At 71.8% G+C, this 15,218-nt stretch carries 16 protein-coding genes; 7 read left to right on the top strand and 9 right to left on the bottom strand.

The features are described from left to right. The first annotated feature begins 61 nt into the window (after window positions 1–61). The 3 genes from ACZ69Q_RS39115 to ACZ69Q_RS39105 all read left to right on the top strand — a co-directional run bounded on the left by ACZ69Q_RS39115 (window position 62) and on the right by ACZ69Q_RS39105 (window position 2,688). Window positions 62–667, top strand: a complete 606-nt coding sequence (locus tag ACZ69Q_RS39115; RefSeq protein WP_030951696.1) for a hypothetical protein — start codon at window positions 62–64, stop codon at window positions 665–667. A 118-nt stretch (window positions 668–785) separates the two neighbouring features. Continuing rightward, window positions 786–1,517 (top strand): 3-keto-5-aminohexanoate cleavage protein, encoded by a 732-nt coding sequence (locus ACZ69Q_RS39110; protein ID WP_471051864.1) that lies wholly within the window; start codon window positions 786–788, stop codon window positions 1,515–1,517. A 103-nt stretch (window positions 1,518–1,620) separates the two neighbouring features. After that, a complete protein-coding gene (locus ACZ69Q_RS39105; protein WP_471051862.1) occupies window positions 1,621–2,688 on the top strand; it encodes an RNA ligase (ATP) in 1,068 nt (355 codons plus the stop codon). 126 nt (window positions 2,689–2,814) lie between these two features. Here the strand turns inward: ACZ69Q_RS39105 and soxR are convergent, their stop codons facing one another. Beyond that, window positions 2,815–3,309: a redox-sensitive transcriptional activator SoxR gene (gene soxR, locus ACZ69Q_RS39100; protein WP_471051860.1), complete on the bottom strand. Its 495-nt coding sequence runs from the start codon at window positions 3,307–3,309 to the stop codon at window positions 2,815–2,817. Between the two features lie 133 nt (window positions 3,310–3,442). On the opposite strand from soxR, the gene ACZ69Q_RS39095 reads away from it, so the two are divergent. Continuing rightward, window positions 3,443–3,904 (top strand): MaoC family dehydratase, encoded by a 462-nt coding sequence (locus ACZ69Q_RS39095; RefSeq protein WP_471051858.1) that lies wholly within the window; start codon window positions 3,443–3,445, stop codon window positions 3,902–3,904. Between the two features lie 34 nt (window positions 3,905–3,938). Here the strand turns inward: ACZ69Q_RS39095 and ACZ69Q_RS39090 are convergent, their stop codons facing one another. The 3 genes from ACZ69Q_RS39090 to ACZ69Q_RS39080 form a co-directional block, all read right to left on the bottom strand. Continuing rightward, entirely contained in the window at window positions 3,939–4,562 is a 624-nt protein-coding gene (locus ACZ69Q_RS39090) for a TetR/AcrR family transcriptional regulator (protein ID WP_471051855.1), read from the bottom strand. A gap of 91 nt (window positions 4,563–4,653) precedes the next feature. Further along, on the bottom strand, window positions 4,654–4,899 hold the full coding sequence (locus ACZ69Q_RS39085; RefSeq protein WP_471051852.1) for a YiaA/YiaB family inner membrane protein: 246 nt from the start codon (window positions 4,897–4,899) through the stop codon (window positions 4,654–4,656). 69 nt (window positions 4,900–4,968) lie between these two features. Further along, a complete protein-coding gene (locus tag ACZ69Q_RS39080) occupies window positions 4,969–6,120 on the bottom strand; it encodes an acyl-CoA dehydrogenase family protein (RefSeq protein WP_471051850.1) in 1,152 nt (383 codons plus the stop codon). Window positions 6,121–6,242: 122 nt separating this feature from the next. On the opposite strand from ACZ69Q_RS39080, the gene ACZ69Q_RS39075 reads away from it, so the two are divergent. The 3 genes from ACZ69Q_RS39075 to ACZ69Q_RS39065 all read left to right on the top strand — a co-directional run bounded on the left by ACZ69Q_RS39075 (window position 6,243) and on the right by ACZ69Q_RS39065 (window position 9,197). Beyond that, the gene (locus ACZ69Q_RS39075; RefSeq protein WP_471051847.1) at window positions 6,243–6,884 is read left to right on the top strand and encodes a TetR/AcrR family transcriptional regulator; all 642 of its coding nucleotides are present in this window, start codon (window positions 6,243–6,245) and stop codon (window positions 6,882–6,884) included. A 204-nt stretch (window positions 6,885–7,088) separates the two neighbouring features. After that, window positions 7,089–7,799: an ArsR/SmtB family transcription factor gene (locus tag ACZ69Q_RS39070; protein ID WP_471051844.1), complete on the top strand. Its 711-nt coding sequence runs from the start codon at window positions 7,089–7,091 to the stop codon at window positions 7,797–7,799. Window positions 7,800–8,255: 456 nt separating this feature from the next. After that, the gene (locus tag ACZ69Q_RS39065) at window positions 8,256–9,197 is read left to right on the top strand and encodes a DMT family transporter (protein ID WP_471051841.1); all 942 of its coding nucleotides are present in this window, start codon (window positions 8,256–8,258) and stop codon (window positions 9,195–9,197) included. On the opposite strand, the gene ACZ69Q_RS39060 is transcribed toward ACZ69Q_RS39065, so the two are convergent. From ACZ69Q_RS39060 to ACZ69Q_RS39040, 5 genes are all read right to left on the bottom strand, one after another. Next, window positions 9,189–10,511, bottom strand: a complete 1,323-nt coding sequence (locus tag ACZ69Q_RS39060) for an MFS transporter (RefSeq protein WP_471051839.1) — start codon at window positions 10,509–10,511, stop codon at window positions 9,189–9,191. The two genes, ACZ69Q_RS39065 and ACZ69Q_RS39060, sit on opposite strands and share 9 nt — an antisense overlap. 128 nt (window positions 10,512–10,639) lie before the next feature. Beyond that, window positions 10,640–11,719, bottom strand: coding sequence for a Zn-dependent alcohol dehydrogenase (locus tag ACZ69Q_RS39055; RefSeq protein WP_471051837.1), 1,080 nt, complete (start codon window positions 11,717–11,719; stop codon window positions 10,640–10,642). Between the two features lie 11 nt (window positions 11,720–11,730). Next, a complete protein-coding gene (locus ACZ69Q_RS39050) occupies window positions 11,731–13,119 on the bottom strand; it encodes an aldehyde dehydrogenase family protein (RefSeq protein WP_471051835.1) in 1,389 nt (462 codons plus the stop codon). A 109-nt stretch (window positions 13,120–13,228) separates the two neighbouring features. After that, on the bottom strand, window positions 13,229–13,681 hold the full coding sequence (locus ACZ69Q_RS39045) for a DUF3574 domain-containing protein (RefSeq protein ID WP_471051832.1): 453 nt from the start codon (window positions 13,679–13,681) through the stop codon (window positions 13,229–13,231). A gap of 29 nt (window positions 13,682–13,710) precedes the next feature. Next, on the bottom strand, window positions 13,711–15,048 hold the full coding sequence (locus tag ACZ69Q_RS39040; RefSeq protein WP_471051829.1) for an ABC transporter ATP-binding protein: 1,338 nt from the start codon (window positions 15,046–15,048) through the stop codon (window positions 13,711–13,713). Between the last annotated feature and the right edge of the window lie 170 nt (window positions 15,049–15,218).

The following is a 15,218-nucleotide window of genomic DNA, read 5'->3' as shown; positions in this document are numbered from 1 at the left end:
TCCTAAGGACGACGCCGAAGTGACCGAAGTACAGGTGCAGATGTGACGGAGGTGCAGGGCGATGGCCGGTTTCCGGAGTCTGGCGAGACAGGTGCGCGATCCACGGTGCGATCTCGCGCTGCGGCGCTACTCGCTGCGTAAGTGCCTGGAGCGGTTCGCTCCTTACGGGCACAGGGCGACCTGGGACCACTTGTGCTCCCGGGCGGGATTCGGTCCCGAGGACCGGTCCCCCGACCCGGCGCGGCTCGTGGCCGCGTTGGAGGAGCTGGAAGAGGCGCGTTCGGTCTGGCTGGCCTACGAGGTCGAGTTCGCCGAGCGGCGCAAGAAGGAAAAGCACGACGGACTGCGCAGGCCGGGCAGCGTGGACGACTGGCACCGGCTGACCTGGGGCGGTTTCGGAGTCGCCTGGTGCGACGACCCCCGGGTCCACCCGCAGGAACCCCTGGCCGAGGTGCTGCGCCGACTGATCTCCGCGCTGGAGCGCGAACCGGGTTCGGAGTGCCCGGCGTGCAGCGGGGGGCGGCTGATCTGGAAGTACGACCTGGCCCATGAACCCTCCTCGGGCCCGGTCTGCACGGACTGCGGGATCGTGGTGCCGCGTCCGGTTCTCACGCCCGAGGCGCTGGCGGCTGCCAGGCGCGGACGGCGGCTGCTGATGTCCGCTTAGTACGACGGGGGTGCGCCGGGGATGCCGCACCCCCCTTTGCCGGGGCGTTTGTCGGGCCTTTGCCGCGGCGTTTTCCGGGGCGGCGACGACTGTCAGTGGCGGCTGGCACCATCGACGCATGATCCAGGTGTGTCTCAACGGGCCTCGCGGAGCGGGCGACGGTGCGGTGGTGCCGCTCTCGCCCGAGGCGCTGGCCGAATCCGCGGCCGAGGCCGTCGCGGCCGGGGCCACGGACATCCATGTCCACCCCAAGACCCCCTGCGGGCAGGACAGCCTGTCACCGCGCGTTCTCGCGCCGACGCTGGAGGCGATTCGGGCCCGGGTGGCGGTGCCGGTCGGTGTGACGACGGGCGCGTGGGCGGAGCCGGACCCCATGGCGCGGCTGGAGCGCATACGGAGCTGGACGGTGCTGCCGGACCACGCCTCGGTCAACTGGCACGAGGCGGGAGCCGAGGAACTCGCGGCGGCGCTGATCGAGCGGGGCGTGGGCGTGGAGGCGGGCATCTGGTCCGGCACGGACGGTGCCGCGCGGTTCGCCGACTCACCGTGGGGGCCGAGGGTGTTGCGGGTGCTGGCGGAGGTGACGGACACGTCGGCGCAGACGGCCGAGGCGAGCGCGCGTGCGTTGCTGGCCGACATCGGCCCGGCGTTCGGCCGCCCGGTGCTGCTGCACGGGGAGGACGGGAGTGCCTGGCCGGTGCTGCGGCTGGCGGGACGACTGGGGCTCGCGACGCGCATCGGCCTGGAGGACACACTGACCCTGCCGGACGGCGAACGTGCCCTGTCCAACGCCCGGTTGGTGGCCGAGGGGCTGGTCCAGTACGGGCGGCAGCGCCGGGCGCCGGACTGAAGATCGCGACGATAGCAGAGGCTAAATGGGTCGCTCCATCCCTTTCCCGTACGGACAGTTGGGGGCGATGAAACGAGACCCGAGGACCTGAAGGAGCCCCCTCATGTCGACGCTGCGCGTCACCGCCGAAGTGCTGACCGTCCATGAACATCCCAACGCCGACGCGCTGGAACTGGCCCAGGTGGGTCTGTACCGGGCCGTCGTCGCCAAGGGCGCGTACCGCACCGGTGAGGCCGCCGTGTACATCCCCGAGCAGGCGGTGCTGCCGACCGGCCTGATCGAGGAGCTGGGGCTGACCGGGCGGCTGGCGGGCAGCGGGGCCGACCGGGTCAAGGCGGTGCGGCTGCGCGGGGAGCTGTCGCAGGGGATCGTGTGCCGGCCGAAGGCGCTGGCCGACGTGGATCTGCCGCGGGCGGCCGCGGAGGGCACCGATTTCGCCGAACTGCTCGGGATCACCAAGTGGGTGCCGCCGATCCCGCCGACGATGTCGGGCGACGTGGAGTCGGCGCCGGACCTGCTGCCGTGGGTCGACATCGAGAACATCCAGCGGTATCCGGACATCTTCACGCCCGGCGAACCGGTGGTCCTGACCGAGAAGCTGCACGGGTCGGCCTGCCTGCTGACGTACGTCGCCGACGAGGAGCGGGTGTACGTGTCCTCCAAGGGCTTCGGTTCGAAGTCGCTGGCGCTGCGCGAGGAGTCGCGGAACCTGTACTGGCGGGCGATCCGCGGCCACGGCGTCGCCGAGGCGGCGGCCCGACTGGCCGAACGGCTCGGGGCGCGGCGGGTCGGCGTCTTCGGTGAGGTCTTCGGGGCCGGGGTGCAGGACCTGACGTACGGTGCCGACGGCCGGCGCGAGACGCTGGGATACGCCGTGTTCGACGTGTCCGCGGAGATCGACGGGCGGGTGCGATGGCTGGACGCGGCGGAGGTGCTGGACGGGGAACTGCCCCTGGTGCCGCGGCTGTTCGAGGGACCCTTCGACATCGAGCGGGTGCTGGAGGTCGCGAGCGGGCGCGAGACCGTGTCCGGGCGGGAGCTGCATCTGCGGGAGGGCGTGGTGATACGTCCGGCCGTCGAGCGGTACAGCGCGGTGACCGGCGGGCGGGCGATCGCGAAGGCGGTCAGCCCGGCCTATCTGACGCGCAAGGGCGGCACCGAGTACGAGTGAGACGGGCGTGCCAGTTGCGGCCCGCCCGTCCGACACCGACGGCCACCGCCCTCCCGGCAGGTCCCGCCCGTCCCGACGCCCACGGCCACCGCCCTCCCGGCGGTGGCCGTCCGGCTTTGGCTCGCGCTAGCCGGCTCGGCCCTGTCGCCCCTGCTGCCGGCCTCCCCCTTGCTCCACCATCAGGCGCGAGCCCGTGAGCCGCTCGCCGAACACGTCGTCCGGGTTGGACAGGACGCAGGTGTCCAGGGAGAGGCACCCGCAGCCGATGCAGTCGGTCAAGTGGTCGCGGAGGCGGTTGAGTTGCTTGATGCGCTCGTCCAGTTCGGAGCGCCACGCCTGCGACAGCTTCGCCCAGTCCTCGTGTGTGGGGGTGCGCTCCTCGGGGAGTTCGGCAAGGGCGTCACGGATCGTGGCCAGGGGGATGCCGACGCGCTGCGCGGCCCGCACGAACGCGACCCGGCGCAGGGTGTCGCGGGTGTAGCGGCGCTGGTTGCCGGACGTGCGCCGGCTGCTGATCAAGCCCTTGGACTCGTAGAAGTGCAGGGCGGAGACGGCGGCGCCGCTACGGGCGGAGAGCTGGCCGACCGTGAGCTCGTGAATCTTCTCGGGGATCTGGGGCACCCATCCAACCTACCTACCCACGTCACCGCCCCGGTCCGTTGACAGGGGCTTCGGCACCTAGCATGCTAAGCAGTCGCTTAGACATAGGCGCAGGCATCACTCACTAGGCATACGTGACGCGGGAGGCCGGGACATGGCAGAGCCGAGGATCTTCACCTCCGTCGACGACCTGAAGTCGGCGGTGGGCGAGGAGCTGGGGTACACGGACTGGCTGGAGGTCGACCAGAAGCGGGTCGACCTGTTCGCGGAGGCCACCGGTGACCACCAGTGGATCCACGTCGACCCGGAGAAGGCCGCCGCCGGCCCCTTCGGGACCACCATCGCCCACGGGTACCTCACCCTGTCGCTGCTGCCGCTCTTCGGCCCTCAGCTCATCAAGGTCGAGGGCGTGAAGATGGGCGTCAACTACGGGACGAACAAGGTGCGTTTCCCCGCCCCGGTGCCCGTGGGCTCGCGGCTGCGCGCCACCGCGACGATCACGGGCGTCGACGACGTGACGGGCGGCGTCCAGGTCAGTGTCGCGTTCACCGTGGAGCGCGAGGGCGGGGACAAGCCCGTGTGCGTCGCCGAGTCCGTCTCGCGCTACTACCTGTAGCCGACGCGCCGGGCAGGCCGGCGCCCGGCCGTGCCTACTTCGCCCCCACCATCCGCAGCACGAGGTCGGCGTACAGCGCGCCGACCTCGTCCGGCGTCCAGGGACCGTCGACGTTGAACCAGCGGGCCACGTCGATGCACAGCGACAGCACGGCGAGGGTCGTGCCCTTGACGTCCAGGACGTGGAAGTCGCCGGCCCCCACCCCGTCCTCGATGATCGCGCGCACCTCGGCGTCGCACTGCCGGCGCAGCGCGAGGATCTCGGCGCGGGCGTCCGGGCCGAGCGAGTCCAGTTCGTACTGCACGACCCGCGCGGTGGTGCGCCCCCCGGCGTGCCAGCGGACGAAGGAGCTCACGGCGTCGGAGAGCCGCTCGGCGGGGGTGCCCTCGCGCCGGGCCGCGGTCCGCAGGATGTCCAGGGCCTTCTCGTGGCCGATCCTGCTGATGCGGTGGAGCAGCTCTTCCTTGGTCTTGTAGTGGATGTAGAGCGCGGCCGGGCTCATACCGGCGCGGCCCGCGATGTCGCGGGTCGTCGTGGCGTGGTAGCCGCGCTCGGCGAAGGCCTCCACGGCGGCGATCAGCAGCCGCCGGGCCGCGTCGGGCGTGACCTCGGCCCACGCCGACGTCTCGCCGCCGGCCGTCTCCTCCGCCGTACTCATCGCTCACTCGCCCCTCTCGCTGACAGAAGGACCACCATACCGCCCAGGGTGAGCGAGCGCTTAGCCCGGCCCGTTCGGGCGTCAGGAGTTCTCAGAGCTTCTCGAAGGGGTGGTACGCGGGCCGGGCGGCCTCCTGCCGGTCCCGGATCACCTTGGAGAGGGTGAAGGCGGAGGTGACGAGATACAGGACGGCGATCGCGAGGAAGGCACGCACCCAGGCGTCGGCGTTCAGTTTGAAGATGCCGATGGCGGTCGCGGCCATGGCGACCGAGAAGGAGGCGACCGCCTGACCGTAGAAGGCGGCGGTGTTCTGCTGCTTGCCCGATGCGTCACTCATGGGGACAAGGGTCGGCGAATGCGGCCGCTGCCACATCCGCCGAAGTACCTAGGAGGTACGCGGAGATACTCAGAACGCCGAAACCCCAGTCAACGCCCGCCCGATGAGCAGCTTCTGGATCTGGCTCGTGCCCTCGTAGAGGGTCATCACGCGGGCGTCTCGCAGCAGCTTGCCCGCCGGGTACTCGTCGATGTAGCCGTAGCCGCCGAAGACCTGGAGGGCGTTGTTGGCGGCGCGCACGGCAGCCTCCGAGGCAAAGAGCTTGGCCTTGGAGGACTCCACGGCGAAGGGCAGCCCGCGGTCGATCAGGTCGGCGACCCGCCAGGTCAGCAGGCGCGCCGCGTCCACGTCGACGGCGATGTCGCTGATCAGCTCCTGGACGAGCTGATGGCGGGCGATCGGCTTGCCGAACTGCTCGCGCTCCCCGGCGTAACGGACGGCCGCGTCCAGCGCGGCCTGGGCTATGCCGACGCACCCCGCGGCGACCGACATCCGCCCCTTGGCCAGGGCCGACATCGCGACCGAGAAGCCCTTGCCCTCCTCCCCCACCATCGCCGACGCGGGCACCCGCACGTCCTCCAGCACCAGCTCGGCGGTGGCCTGGCCACGCAGGCCGAGCTTGCCGTGGATGGGGCGGCGCGTCAGGCCGGGCGTGTCGGTGGGGACCAGGAAGGCGGAGACGCCCTTGTGGCCGGGCGCGTCGGTGGAGCGGGCGAAGAGCAGGACGACGTCCGCCCAGGTGCCGTTGGTGATGAACATCTTGGTGCCGTTGATGACGTAGTCGTCACCCTCGCGCACCGCCCGCGTGGTGAGGTTTCCGGCGTCGGAGCCGGTGCCGGGCTCGGTGAGGCCGAAGCAGCCGACCAGATCGCCCGCGGTGAGCCCCGGCAGCCAGCGACGCCGCTGCTCCTCGCTCCCCCGGGCGGCGATCGTCTTGGCGACCAGGCCGAGGGAGACCGACACGATCCCGCGCACCGAGGAGTCGCCGCGCCCCAGCTCCTCCGTGACCAGGCAGTACGCGAGATGGTCGCCGCCCGAGCCGCCGTACTCCTCGTCGATCGTCAGGCCCAGGAAGCCGACCTCGCCGAGCTTCTTGACGATGGCACGGTCCACTTCCTCCGCACGGTCCCACTCGACGACGTTCGGCGCGATCTCGCGGTCCACGAAGTCCCGGGCGAGTCGGCGGACGGCGGTCTGCTCCTCGCTGAGCTCCAGGTTCATGCAGAGTCACCCCACAGACGGTGGCCAGCACGCGGACGGTGGCCATAGAGAGCCGTACATTGAAAGCCGTACATTTAAATTAGCACTGCTAGTTTATGTTCAGCAGCCCTACTATGTGCGCCATGGCCCGACCGCGCAAGCCCCTCCTCAGCTACGACCGGATCGTCGAGACGGCCCGCGAACTCGTGGACGCGGAGGGCCTGTCGGCCGTCTCCACGCGCCGCCTCGCCGCCGAGCTCGGGGTGAGCGGGCCGTCGCTGTACAACCACTTCCGCACGAAGGACGAGATCCTGGAGGCGGTCGCCGACTCGGTGAGCGCGCAGGTCGACCTGTCGATGTTCGAGGGCGGCCGGGACTGGCGGACCGCGCTGCACGACTGGGCCGTCTCCTACCGTGCGGCCCTGCGCGACCACCCCAACATCGTGCCGGTACTGGCCCGCGGTCCCGGCCGCCGCCCGGCCGCGCTGCGGCTCGCCGACGCCGCCTACGGCGCGATGGTGGCGGCGGGCTGGCCGCCGGCCCAGGCCACGTCCATCGGCGCGCTGATGCGGTACTTCATCATGGGTTCGGCGCTCGGTTCGTTCGCCGGGGGCTTCGTGGACGACGCGAGCGCGTACGACCCCGCCGACTATCCGCACCTCGGGCAGGCCCACCTCCTCGCCGACCAGCAGGAGAAGATCGACGAGCGGGCCTTCGAGACGGGGCTGACGGCGCTGCTTGACGGGTTGGCCCGGCAGTACGAGCAGGTCGGCCGGGATGCCTGAGCAACGCCGGTAGACCGCTCGGTCACTCTTCGGCGAGCCGCTCGGCCCTCTTCGGCAGGCTGCCCGGTCACTTATCGGAAGGCAGCCGGGTCGCTCTTCGGCAGGGCACCCGATCCTCAGAGGCAGGCCGCCCGGTCCCGCTTCGGCACGCGCACAGTCACTCTTCGGCCCCCGCCGAAGTGTCCGTGCCTCATCCTGGGACGCATGGCCACCAAGGACCCTCAGGCGCCGCAGCTCGCCCGCATCGCCGGGCTCATCGCCGACGAGACGCGGGCCGCATGTCTGCTGGCGCTGCTCGACGGGCGGGCGTGGACCGCCGGTGAGCTGGCGCGGCACGCCGGTGTCGCGGCGTCGACGCTGAGCGAGCATCTGGGCAAGCTGGTCGCGGGTGGGCTGCTCACCGAGGAGCGGCAGGGGCGGCACCGCTACGTCCGGCTCGCCGACGACCGGGTCGCCGGGTTGGTGGAGGACCTTGTCGCCCAGGTGGCCCCGGGGGCGGTCCGCCGGCCCCGGAACCTACGGGAGTCCAGCGCCGGCTCTGCCATGGCGCGCGGCCGGACCTGCTACGACCATCTCGCCGGGCGGCTCGGCATCGCGGTGACCGACGCGCTCACCTCGCGCGGGCTGCTGCGCCAGGACACCGGGTTCGCGCTCACGGACACCGGGATCGGCTGGTTCGACTCGGCCGGCATCCCCCTCGACCGTGCGAGCCGCCGTCCCTTGGCCCGGGCCTGCCTCGACTGGACGGAGCGCCGTCCCCATCTGGCCGGTGTCGCCGGCGCGGCCTTGTGCCGGCATGCGCTGGACGTCGGCTGGTGCGTGCGGATCGGCTCGGAGCGGGCCGTGAAGGTGACTCCGTCGGGGGAGCGGGCGTTGGGGGAGCTTCTGGGTATCGAGGCGGGGGCGTTGCGGTGAGCCGACGGGAACGACTCCGGGGGTGGTGTGCCGGGTGCGGGTGAGTGGGGGCTTGTCGCGCAGTTCCCCGTGCCCCTGGTCGGCTGCGGCCGACGTCGCCCTGACAGGAACCGGCGCGCCGGGGGTGCTGTGCCGGGTGCGGGCGAGTGGGGGCTTGTCGCGCAGTTCCCCGTGCCCCTGGTTGGTTGCAGCCGGTGGCGCCCTGACAGGAACCGGCGCGCCGGGGGTGCTGTGCCGGGTGCGGGGTGAGTGGGGCTTGTCGCGCAGTTCCCCGTGCCCCTGGTTGGTTGCAGCCGGTGGCGCCCTGGCAAGGGCCCGGCGCGCCGTTGAGGACTGTCGCGCAGTTCCCCGTGCCCCTGGTTGGTTGCAGCCGCTGTCGCCCTGACAGGGCCCGGCATTCACGCCCCGTCCGAAAATCGCCAGTCTTCGCCCGTCTTCCTTTCTAGCCTCTGGAACATGATGAACAGCCTCTCTGCCCGTCGTCCCGATCTGCTCGCCGCCGGTGCTGCCGGCGTCACCGTCGTGATGTGGGCCTCGGCCTTCGTGTCCATCCGCAGTGCCGGGGCCGAGTACTCGCCCGGCGCGCTCGCGCTGGGGAGGCTGCTCGTCGGTGCGGTGGTGCTGGGGCTCATCTGCCTGGTCCGGCGGGAAGGGCCGCCTCCGCGGGCGGCCCGGCCCGGGATCGCGATATCGGGACTGCTGTGGTTCGGCTTCTACAGCGTCGTCCTGAACTGGGGCGAGCAGCAGGTGGACGCCGGTACGGCGGCTCTCGTCGTGAACATCGGGCCCATCCTCATCGCGCTGCTGGGCGCCCGGCTGCTCGGAGACCCGATGCCGCCGCGGCTGCTGGCGGGCATGGCGGTGTCGTTCGCCGGCGCCGTCACCGTGGGGCTTTCGATGTCCGGCGAGGGCGGTTCGTCGGTGCTCGGAGTGGTGCTGTGCCTGCTCGCCGCGATCGGCTACGCGGGCGGCGCGGTGGCGCAGAAGCCGGCGCTCGGCCATGCGAGCGCGCTCCAGGTGACGACGTACGGGTGTCTGGTCGGCGCGGTGCTCTGCCTGCCGTTCGCCGGACAGCTCGTCGACGACGCGGCCCACGCCTCGGTGTCCGCGACGCTCAACCTGGTCTATCTCGGCGTCTTCTCGCTGGCGCTCGCCTTCACGACATGGGCGTACGCCCTCGCCCGTACGACCGCCAGCCGCATGGGCGCGACCACGTACGCGGTGCCCGCGCTGGTCGTACTGATGTCGTGGCTGGCGCTCGGCGAGGTGCCCGGGCTGCTCACGCTCGCGGGCGGTGCGCTGTGTCTGGCGGGCGTGGCCGTGTCGCGGTCGCGGACCGGGTCCGCCCGGGTCGTGGCGAGTGCGCCGCAACCCGAGCAGACCCGCGAGTCAGCGTGAACTCGCCCTGCCGGCCAGCACCTTGATGGAGACCAGGGCGATCACGGCGAGGCCGATGATGTAGGCGGACACCGCCATCGAGGTGCCCGAGGCCTCCAGCAGCAGCACCATGACGAAGGGCGCGAGCCCGCCGCCGAGCACGGCCGCGATCTGGTAGCCGAGGGAGGCACCGGTGTAGCGCATCTCGGGCGTGAACAGCTCGGCGAACAGGGCCGCCTGGGGGCCGTACATGATGCTGAGGAAGCAGCTTGCGACGAAGGAGCCGACCGCCAGCCACAGCAGTGATCCGGTGTCTACGAGCAGGAACAGCGGTACGGCCCACAGGGCGATGCCGGCGGCGCCGAGCGCGTAGACGCGGATGCGGCCGACCTTGTCGGAGAGCGCGGCGGCGGCCGGGATCAGCACGAGCTGGGTGAGGCTGACGCAGAGCGAGACGGTGAGGACCGCGCTCTTGTCCATGTCGAGTTCGCGGGTGGTGTAGTCGAGGACGCCGGTGATCAGGATGTAGAAGGTCGCGGTGTTGACGGCGAAGGAGCCGCCGGCGAGCAGGACCGTGCCGAGGTGGTCCTTGAGGATGGTGCGCAGCGGGCTGGACTGCTCGGTCTTCTCCTTCTCCGCCAACGCCCGCTCGGCCTCGCGGAATTCGGGGGTCTCCTCGACGCGGGTGTGGATGTACCAGGCGAGGGCGAGGACGAACAGTCCGATCAGGAACGGCACCCGCCAGCCCCACGCGGCGAACTGCGCGTCGGTGGTGAAGGCGCCGGCGAGCAGGAAGACGGTGTTGGCGCTCACCACGCCGATGGGGACGCCGAGTTGGACGACGCTTCCGTAGACGCCGCGCTTGCCCTCGGGCGCGTACTCGGTGGCCATCAGCATCGCGCCGCCCCACTGGGCGCCGACCGCGACGCCCTGGGCGATGCGCAGGAGGACGAGCAGGATCGGGGCGGCGACGCCGATCGTCTCGTAGGTCGGGAGCAGGCCGATGCCGGTGGTGGCGATGCCCATGAGGGTGAGGGCGAGGACCAGCATGGGCTTGCGGCCGCGCTTGTCGCCGATCTGACCTGCGACGACGCCGCCGATGGGGCGGGCCAGGAAGCCGACGGCGAAGGTGGCGAAGGCGGCGAGCACTCCGGCGGTGGGGTTGCCCGCCGGGAAGTACAGGTCGCCGAGAACGAGGGCGGCGGCGATGCCGAAGACGAAGTAGTCGTACCACTCGACGGCCGAGGCGAGGGCCGCCGCTGTGGCCACGCGGCGCCGGTTGACCGTGGGGAGGGTGGTCGTGGTGTCGGGGTGAGCGGAGGGGGCCATGTCCATGCGTGCACACTCCGGTGGGTGCGGTGGGGACGTTGGCGGCGAACGTACTGACCGGACGGTATGGGGTCAACGGTTGTGCATGAAGGTTGCCCGGGGCACCCGAGGCCCCGGGCAACGACATCGGAACCTCAGAACACCACCAGCGCCCGGCCGCCCTTGCCCGCGATCATGTTCTCGAACGCGGCCGGAATCCCCTCCAGCGCGATCCGTTCCGTCACCAGCGCGCCCAGGTCCAGCCGGCCCGCGCGTACGTGCTCGGCGAGCACCGGCAGGTCCCGGGCCGGGTCGGAGTTGCCGTAGACGCAGCCGGAGAGGGTGCGGCCCCAGTGGAAGATCTCCAGCGCGTTGAAGGTGACCTGCTGGTCCTTGCCGCCGATGCCGACGACCGTGGTGCGGCCGCCGCGCCGGGTGGAGTCCCAGGCCGTGCGGATGGCGCTCGCGCGACCCACGCACTCGACGGCCACGTCCACGCCCTGCTTGCCGGTCAGGCCCCGGATCTCGCGGGCGGTGTTCTCGGAGGCGATCACATAGTCGGTGGCTCCCGCCGCGCGTGCCAGTTCCTCCTTCTCCGGGGAGACGTCGACGGCGACGATCTTCGCCGCGCCCGCGATCCGGGCGGCCTGGAGGGCGGCCAGGCCGACCCCGCCGACACCGAACACGGCGACCGTCTCCCCCTCCCGCACCCGCGCCGAGTGGTGCACGGCGCCGTAGCCGGTGAGGACGGCGCAGCCCAGCAGGGCGGCGTCGGTGAGCGGGACGCCGTCGGGGAGCGGAAGGAGGCAGTCGGCGGAGACGACCGTCTCCTCGGCGAACGCGGCGACGTTCAGGCCGGGGTGCAGGTCGGTGCCCGAGGCGGTGCGGGCGTAGACGTCGGCGGCGCCGTTCAGCGCGTTGGCGCACAGCCAGACCTCGCCGAGCCCGCAGGCGTGGCAACTGCCGCACGAGGGGGCCCAGTTGAGGACGACTCCGTCGCCCGGCGCGAAATGAGCGACACCCTCCCCCACGGCCACCACCGTGCCGGCGCCCTCATGGCCGAGGACCGCGGGAACGGGGACGCGCATGGTGCCGTTCGACAGGGACAGGTCGGAGTGGCAGACGCCGGCGGCGGCGAGGCGGACGCGGACCCGGCCGGGGCCGGGGTCGGGCAGTTCGATGTCGATGACCTCCAGCGGAGCACCGATGGCGGGCAGGACGGCGGCGCGAACCATGTGCGGGCTCCTCAGAACTGCAGGGACTTGGTCTGGAGGTACTCGGCCAGGCCGTGCGTGCCCAGCTCACGGCCCACGCCCGACTGCTTGTAGCCGCCGAAGGGGGCGCGGACGTTGAAGCGGCCGCCGTTGATGTCGACCTGCCCGGTGTCCATCCGGCGCGCGAAGGCCACCGCCTCCGCCTCCTCGCCCGCCCAGACGGCGCCCGCGAGGCCGTAGACGGTGCCGTTGGCGATGCGCAGGGCGTCGTCCTCGTCGTCGTACCGCAGGATCGACAGGACCGGGCCGAAGATCTCCTCCTGGGCGATGGTCATCTCGGGCGTCACATCGGCGAAGACGGTCGGGCTGACGAACCAGCCCTGCTCGCGCGGCGCTTCGGTGCCGCCCGCGACGAGCCGTGCACCCTCGGCCACGCCCTTCTCGATGTAGCCGAGGACCCGCGCCTGCTGCTTGGCGCTCACCACCGGGCCGATGCGCTCGCCGTACTTGGCGGCGGCGGTCGCGGCCAGCTCCACGGCCTCGTCGTACTGGTCGCGGTGGACCAGCATCCGCGTCCAGGCGCTGCACGTCTGCCCGGAGTTGGACATCACGTTGGCGACGCCGACGTTGACCGCCTTGGCCAGGTCGGCGCTCGGCAGGATGACGTTGGCGGACTTGCCGCCCAGCTCCAGGGCGACCTTCTTGATGGCCGCGCCGGCCACCGCGGCGATCTGCCGGCCGACGGCGGTGGAGCCGGTGAAGGAGACCAGGTCGACGTCCGGGTGCTCGGCGAGCGCCTGGCCCGCGACCGGGCCGAGGCCGGTGACCAGGTTGAAGACGCCCGCGGGGAGGCCGGCTTCATGGACCGCCTCGGCGAAGAGCTGGGCGACCAGCGGGGTGTCCTCGGCGGGCTTGAGCACCACCGTGCAGCCCGCCGCCAGCGCCGGGCCGACCTTGGCGACGATCTGGTGGAGCGGGTAGTTCCAGGGCGTGATCGCGCCGACCACGCCGATGGGCTCCAGGTACACCGTCGAGTTGCCGACCTTCTCCTCGAAGGCGTAGGTCTGGGCCAGTTCGGCGTACGTGCCCGCGACCGCGATCGGCGCGCCCGCGTGGACCGACTGGGAGAACTTCAGGGGCGAGCCGAGTTCGGCGGTGACCGTCTCGGCGATCTCGTCACTGCGGGCCTGGAGCGCGTCCCGGAGGGCGGTCAGCCGTGCGGCCCGTTCGGCGGGCGGGGTCGCGGCCCAGCCCGGGAGGGCGGTGCGGGCGGCCCGTACGGCGGTGTCGACGTCGGCGGCGGTGCCGGCCGGGACCCGTCCGATGACCTGTTCGTCGGCCGGATTCACCACCTCGATCACGTCCCCGCTCGCGGCGGGGCGCCACGCGCCGTCGATGTACATGCCGTCGTGTGCCTTCATCACGCTTCCTCCCGGGCGGGGCGACCTCGTCGTCCGGCTCATAAACTAGCGGCGTTAGTTTTCGCCTGCCAACTGTATCGACAGCGACTTCGCCGCGCGGTCCATGACATCAGAAGTCCACGCGCGCCTCGTCGTCCACCCTGCCCACCGCCTCCTGGCCGAATGCCTTCTCGTAGGCGCGCCGGATCTCCTCGATCCTGCGGTCACCGGCGTCCGCCCGGGTCCGCGGATAGAGCAGGATCAGCTCGTACGACCGCTCCTTCTCGATCGCGCCGCTCGCGTCCCGCCACTGCCCTCGCCCGGACTGGATCGTGAGCCCTTCCGGGAAGTCCGGAGTGACCTCCCTGTCGACGAACTCCATGAACTGCCCGTCGGTGACCGCGGGGCCGCCGTCCGGGCGCGCGGTTCCGAAGAACAACTGGGTCTCGATGTACGGCTCTCCCCGCGCCGGCACCGCGGTGGCGCCGGCGTCGAGAGTGGCGTAGGCGGTCGGCGCACCGACGGCCAGCAGCAGGCCAACGGAGGCGAGAACAGCCCGGGTTCGGGTGAATTGCGCGTTCATGGTCCATAACTAGCCAAACCGGGCCGACTTCACTCCTCCAGGTCGGGAAGCCTCGCCGGGGCCGGGCAGATGCGGTCGCCGTGCTGGTCGAAGACGAACAGATGGGCGAGGTCGACGAGGAGCGGGACGTGCATGCCGTGCCGCAGGTCGAAGTCGGGGGTGGTGCGGACGATGAGGTCGCCGGGGAGCCGGCCCTCGGGCGGCGCGGTGTCGTGGGCGCCGTCGGCCGGGTCATCGAGCGTCACCACGGGCCCGGCGCGCAGGGCGCCCGCGCGGTTGCGCAGCCGCTCCAGCACCCCGCCGGAGTCCCGGCGGCGGCGCCGGACCGACGGGGCGGGGCGCGGGGCCTCCAGGTCGGGCACGACGGCAGGCCGGGAGCCGGTGTTGAAGTGGACGAGGACCTCGTGCCCCTGGAACTCCACATGCTCGACCAGGCCGGTGATGTGCACCTCGCCGGGGCGGGCACTGGCGGGCTTCGCGATGCGGACGGCCTCCGAACGCAGGCCCACGATGACCTCGCGCCCCTGCTGCACCCGCAGCAACTGGTGGTCCAGGCACAGGGGTTCGGGCAGCCGGAGGTACTGCTTGCCCAGGCTGATGGTCATCGCGCCGTCCAGCGGGGCGCGCACCATGCCGCGCAGCAGGTTGATGCGCGGGGTGCCGATGAAGGCGGCGACGAACACGTTGCGCGGCAGCGAGTAGACCGAGCGGGGCGTGCCGACCTGCTGGAGGACGCCGCCGCGCAGGACGGCAACTCGGTCGCCGAGGGACATCGCCTCGGCCTGGTCGTGGGTCACGTAGACCGTGGTGACGCCCAGTTTGCGGGTGAGGTCGGAGATCTCGGCGCGCAGATGGTTGCGGAGCTTCGCGTCGAGGTTGGACAGCGGCTCGTCCATCAGGAACGCGGAGGGGTGGCGGGCGATGGCCCGGCCCATGGCGACGCGCTGGCGTTCGCCGCCGGAGAGCTGGGCGGGGAAGCGGTCGAGGAGGTCCTCGATGCCCAGCATGCGGGCCGTGGCGTCCACCCGCGTCCGGGGGTCCTCGCCGGGCGACTCGATGCGCAGCGGGAAGCCGATGTTGTCGCGGCTGGTCATGCTCGGGTACAGGGCGAAGTTCTGGAAGACCATCGCGATGCGCCGGTCGGCAGGCAGCAGGTCGTTGGCCCACTCGCCGTCCAGCAGCAGTTCGCCCTCGTCGATCTCCTCCAGACCGGCGATCATCCTGAGCACGGTGGACTTGCCGCAGCCGGAGGGCCCGAGCAGCACGAGGAACTCACCGGGCTCGATGTCCAGCGTGAGCCGGTCCACGACGCGGGTGCCGCGCGTGTAGGACTTGCTCACGTCGTGCAGGGAGATGGCGCGTGTCATGACGGATGCCCCCGGGGGCTCATTCAGGCGCCGGGGCCCGTCCGGCATGCCGGGTGAGGATTACGCACGGTCCGGCACGCGCTGCGCCGGACGGGCCCTGGTGCTCCGTGGTCGAACGCCTAGTGCGGGTCGCACGGGGCGTGTGAGTCACGGAAGTTAACGGAATGTGT

The organism is Streptomyces sp. NPDC036764, from assembly GCF_055609385.1.
The sequence above is the reverse complement of the archived record's forward strand: the minus strand, read 5'-3'. Positions and strand labels throughout refer to the sequence as shown.

What these genes read in the sequence shown, in the direction of transcription:
- ACZ69Q_RS39115 (WP_030951696.1), top strand. Translation starts at nt 62, where the DNA reads ATGGCCGGTTTCCGGAGTCTGGCGAGACAGGTGCGCGATCCACGGTGC.
- ACZ69Q_RS39110 (WP_471051864.1), top strand. Translation starts at nt 786, where the DNA reads ATGATCCAGGTGTGTCTCAACGGGCCTCGCGGAGCGGGCGACGGTGCG.
- ACZ69Q_RS39105 (WP_471051862.1), top strand. Translation starts at nt 1,621, where the DNA reads ATGTCGACGCTGCGCGTCACCGCCGAAGTGCTGACCGTCCATGAACAT.
- ACZ69Q_RS39095 (WP_471051858.1), top strand. Translation starts at nt 3,443, where the DNA reads ATGGCAGAGCCGAGGATCTTCACCTCCGTCGACGACCTGAAGTCGGCG.
- ACZ69Q_RS39090 (WP_471051855.1), bottom strand. Translation starts at nt 4,562, where the DNA reads ATGAGTACGGCGGAGGAGACGGCCGGCGGCGAGACGTCGGCGTGGGCC.
- ACZ69Q_RS39085 (WP_471051852.1), bottom strand. Translation starts at nt 4,899, where the DNA reads ATGAGTGACGCATCGGGCAAGCAGCAGAACACCGCCGCCTTCTACGGT.
- ACZ69Q_RS39080 (WP_471051850.1), bottom strand. Translation starts at nt 6,120, where the DNA reads ATGAACCTGGAGCTCAGCGAGGAGCAGACCGCCGTCCGCCGACTCGCC.
- ACZ69Q_RS39075 (WP_471051847.1), top strand. Translation starts at nt 6,243, where the DNA reads ATGGCCCGACCGCGCAAGCCCCTCCTCAGCTACGACCGGATCGTCGAG.
- ACZ69Q_RS39070 (WP_471051844.1), top strand. Translation starts at nt 7,089, where the DNA reads ATGGCCACCAAGGACCCTCAGGCGCCGCAGCTCGCCCGCATCGCCGGG.
- ACZ69Q_RS39065 (WP_471051841.1), top strand. Translation starts at nt 8,256, where the DNA reads ATGATGAACAGCCTCTCTGCCCGTCGTCCCGATCTGCTCGCCGCCGGT.
- ACZ69Q_RS39060 (WP_471051839.1), bottom strand. Translation starts at nt 10,511, where the DNA reads ATGGACATGGCCCCCTCCGCTCACCCCGACACCACGACCACCCTCCCC.
- ACZ69Q_RS39055 (WP_471051837.1), bottom strand. Translation starts at nt 11,719, where the DNA reads ATGGTTCGCGCCGCCGTCCTGCCCGCCATCGGTGCTCCGCTGGAGGTC.
- ACZ69Q_RS39050 (WP_471051835.1), bottom strand. Translation starts at nt 13,119, where the DNA reads ATGAAGGCACACGACGGCATGTACATCGACGGCGCGTGGCGCCCCGCC.
- ACZ69Q_RS39045 (WP_471051832.1), bottom strand. Translation starts at nt 13,681, where the DNA reads ATGAACGCGCAATTCACCCGAACCCGGGCTGTTCTCGCCTCCGTTGGC.
- ACZ69Q_RS39040 (WP_471051829.1), bottom strand. Translation starts at nt 15,048, where the DNA reads ATGACACGCGCCATCTCCCTGCACGACGTGAGCAAGTCCTACACGCGC.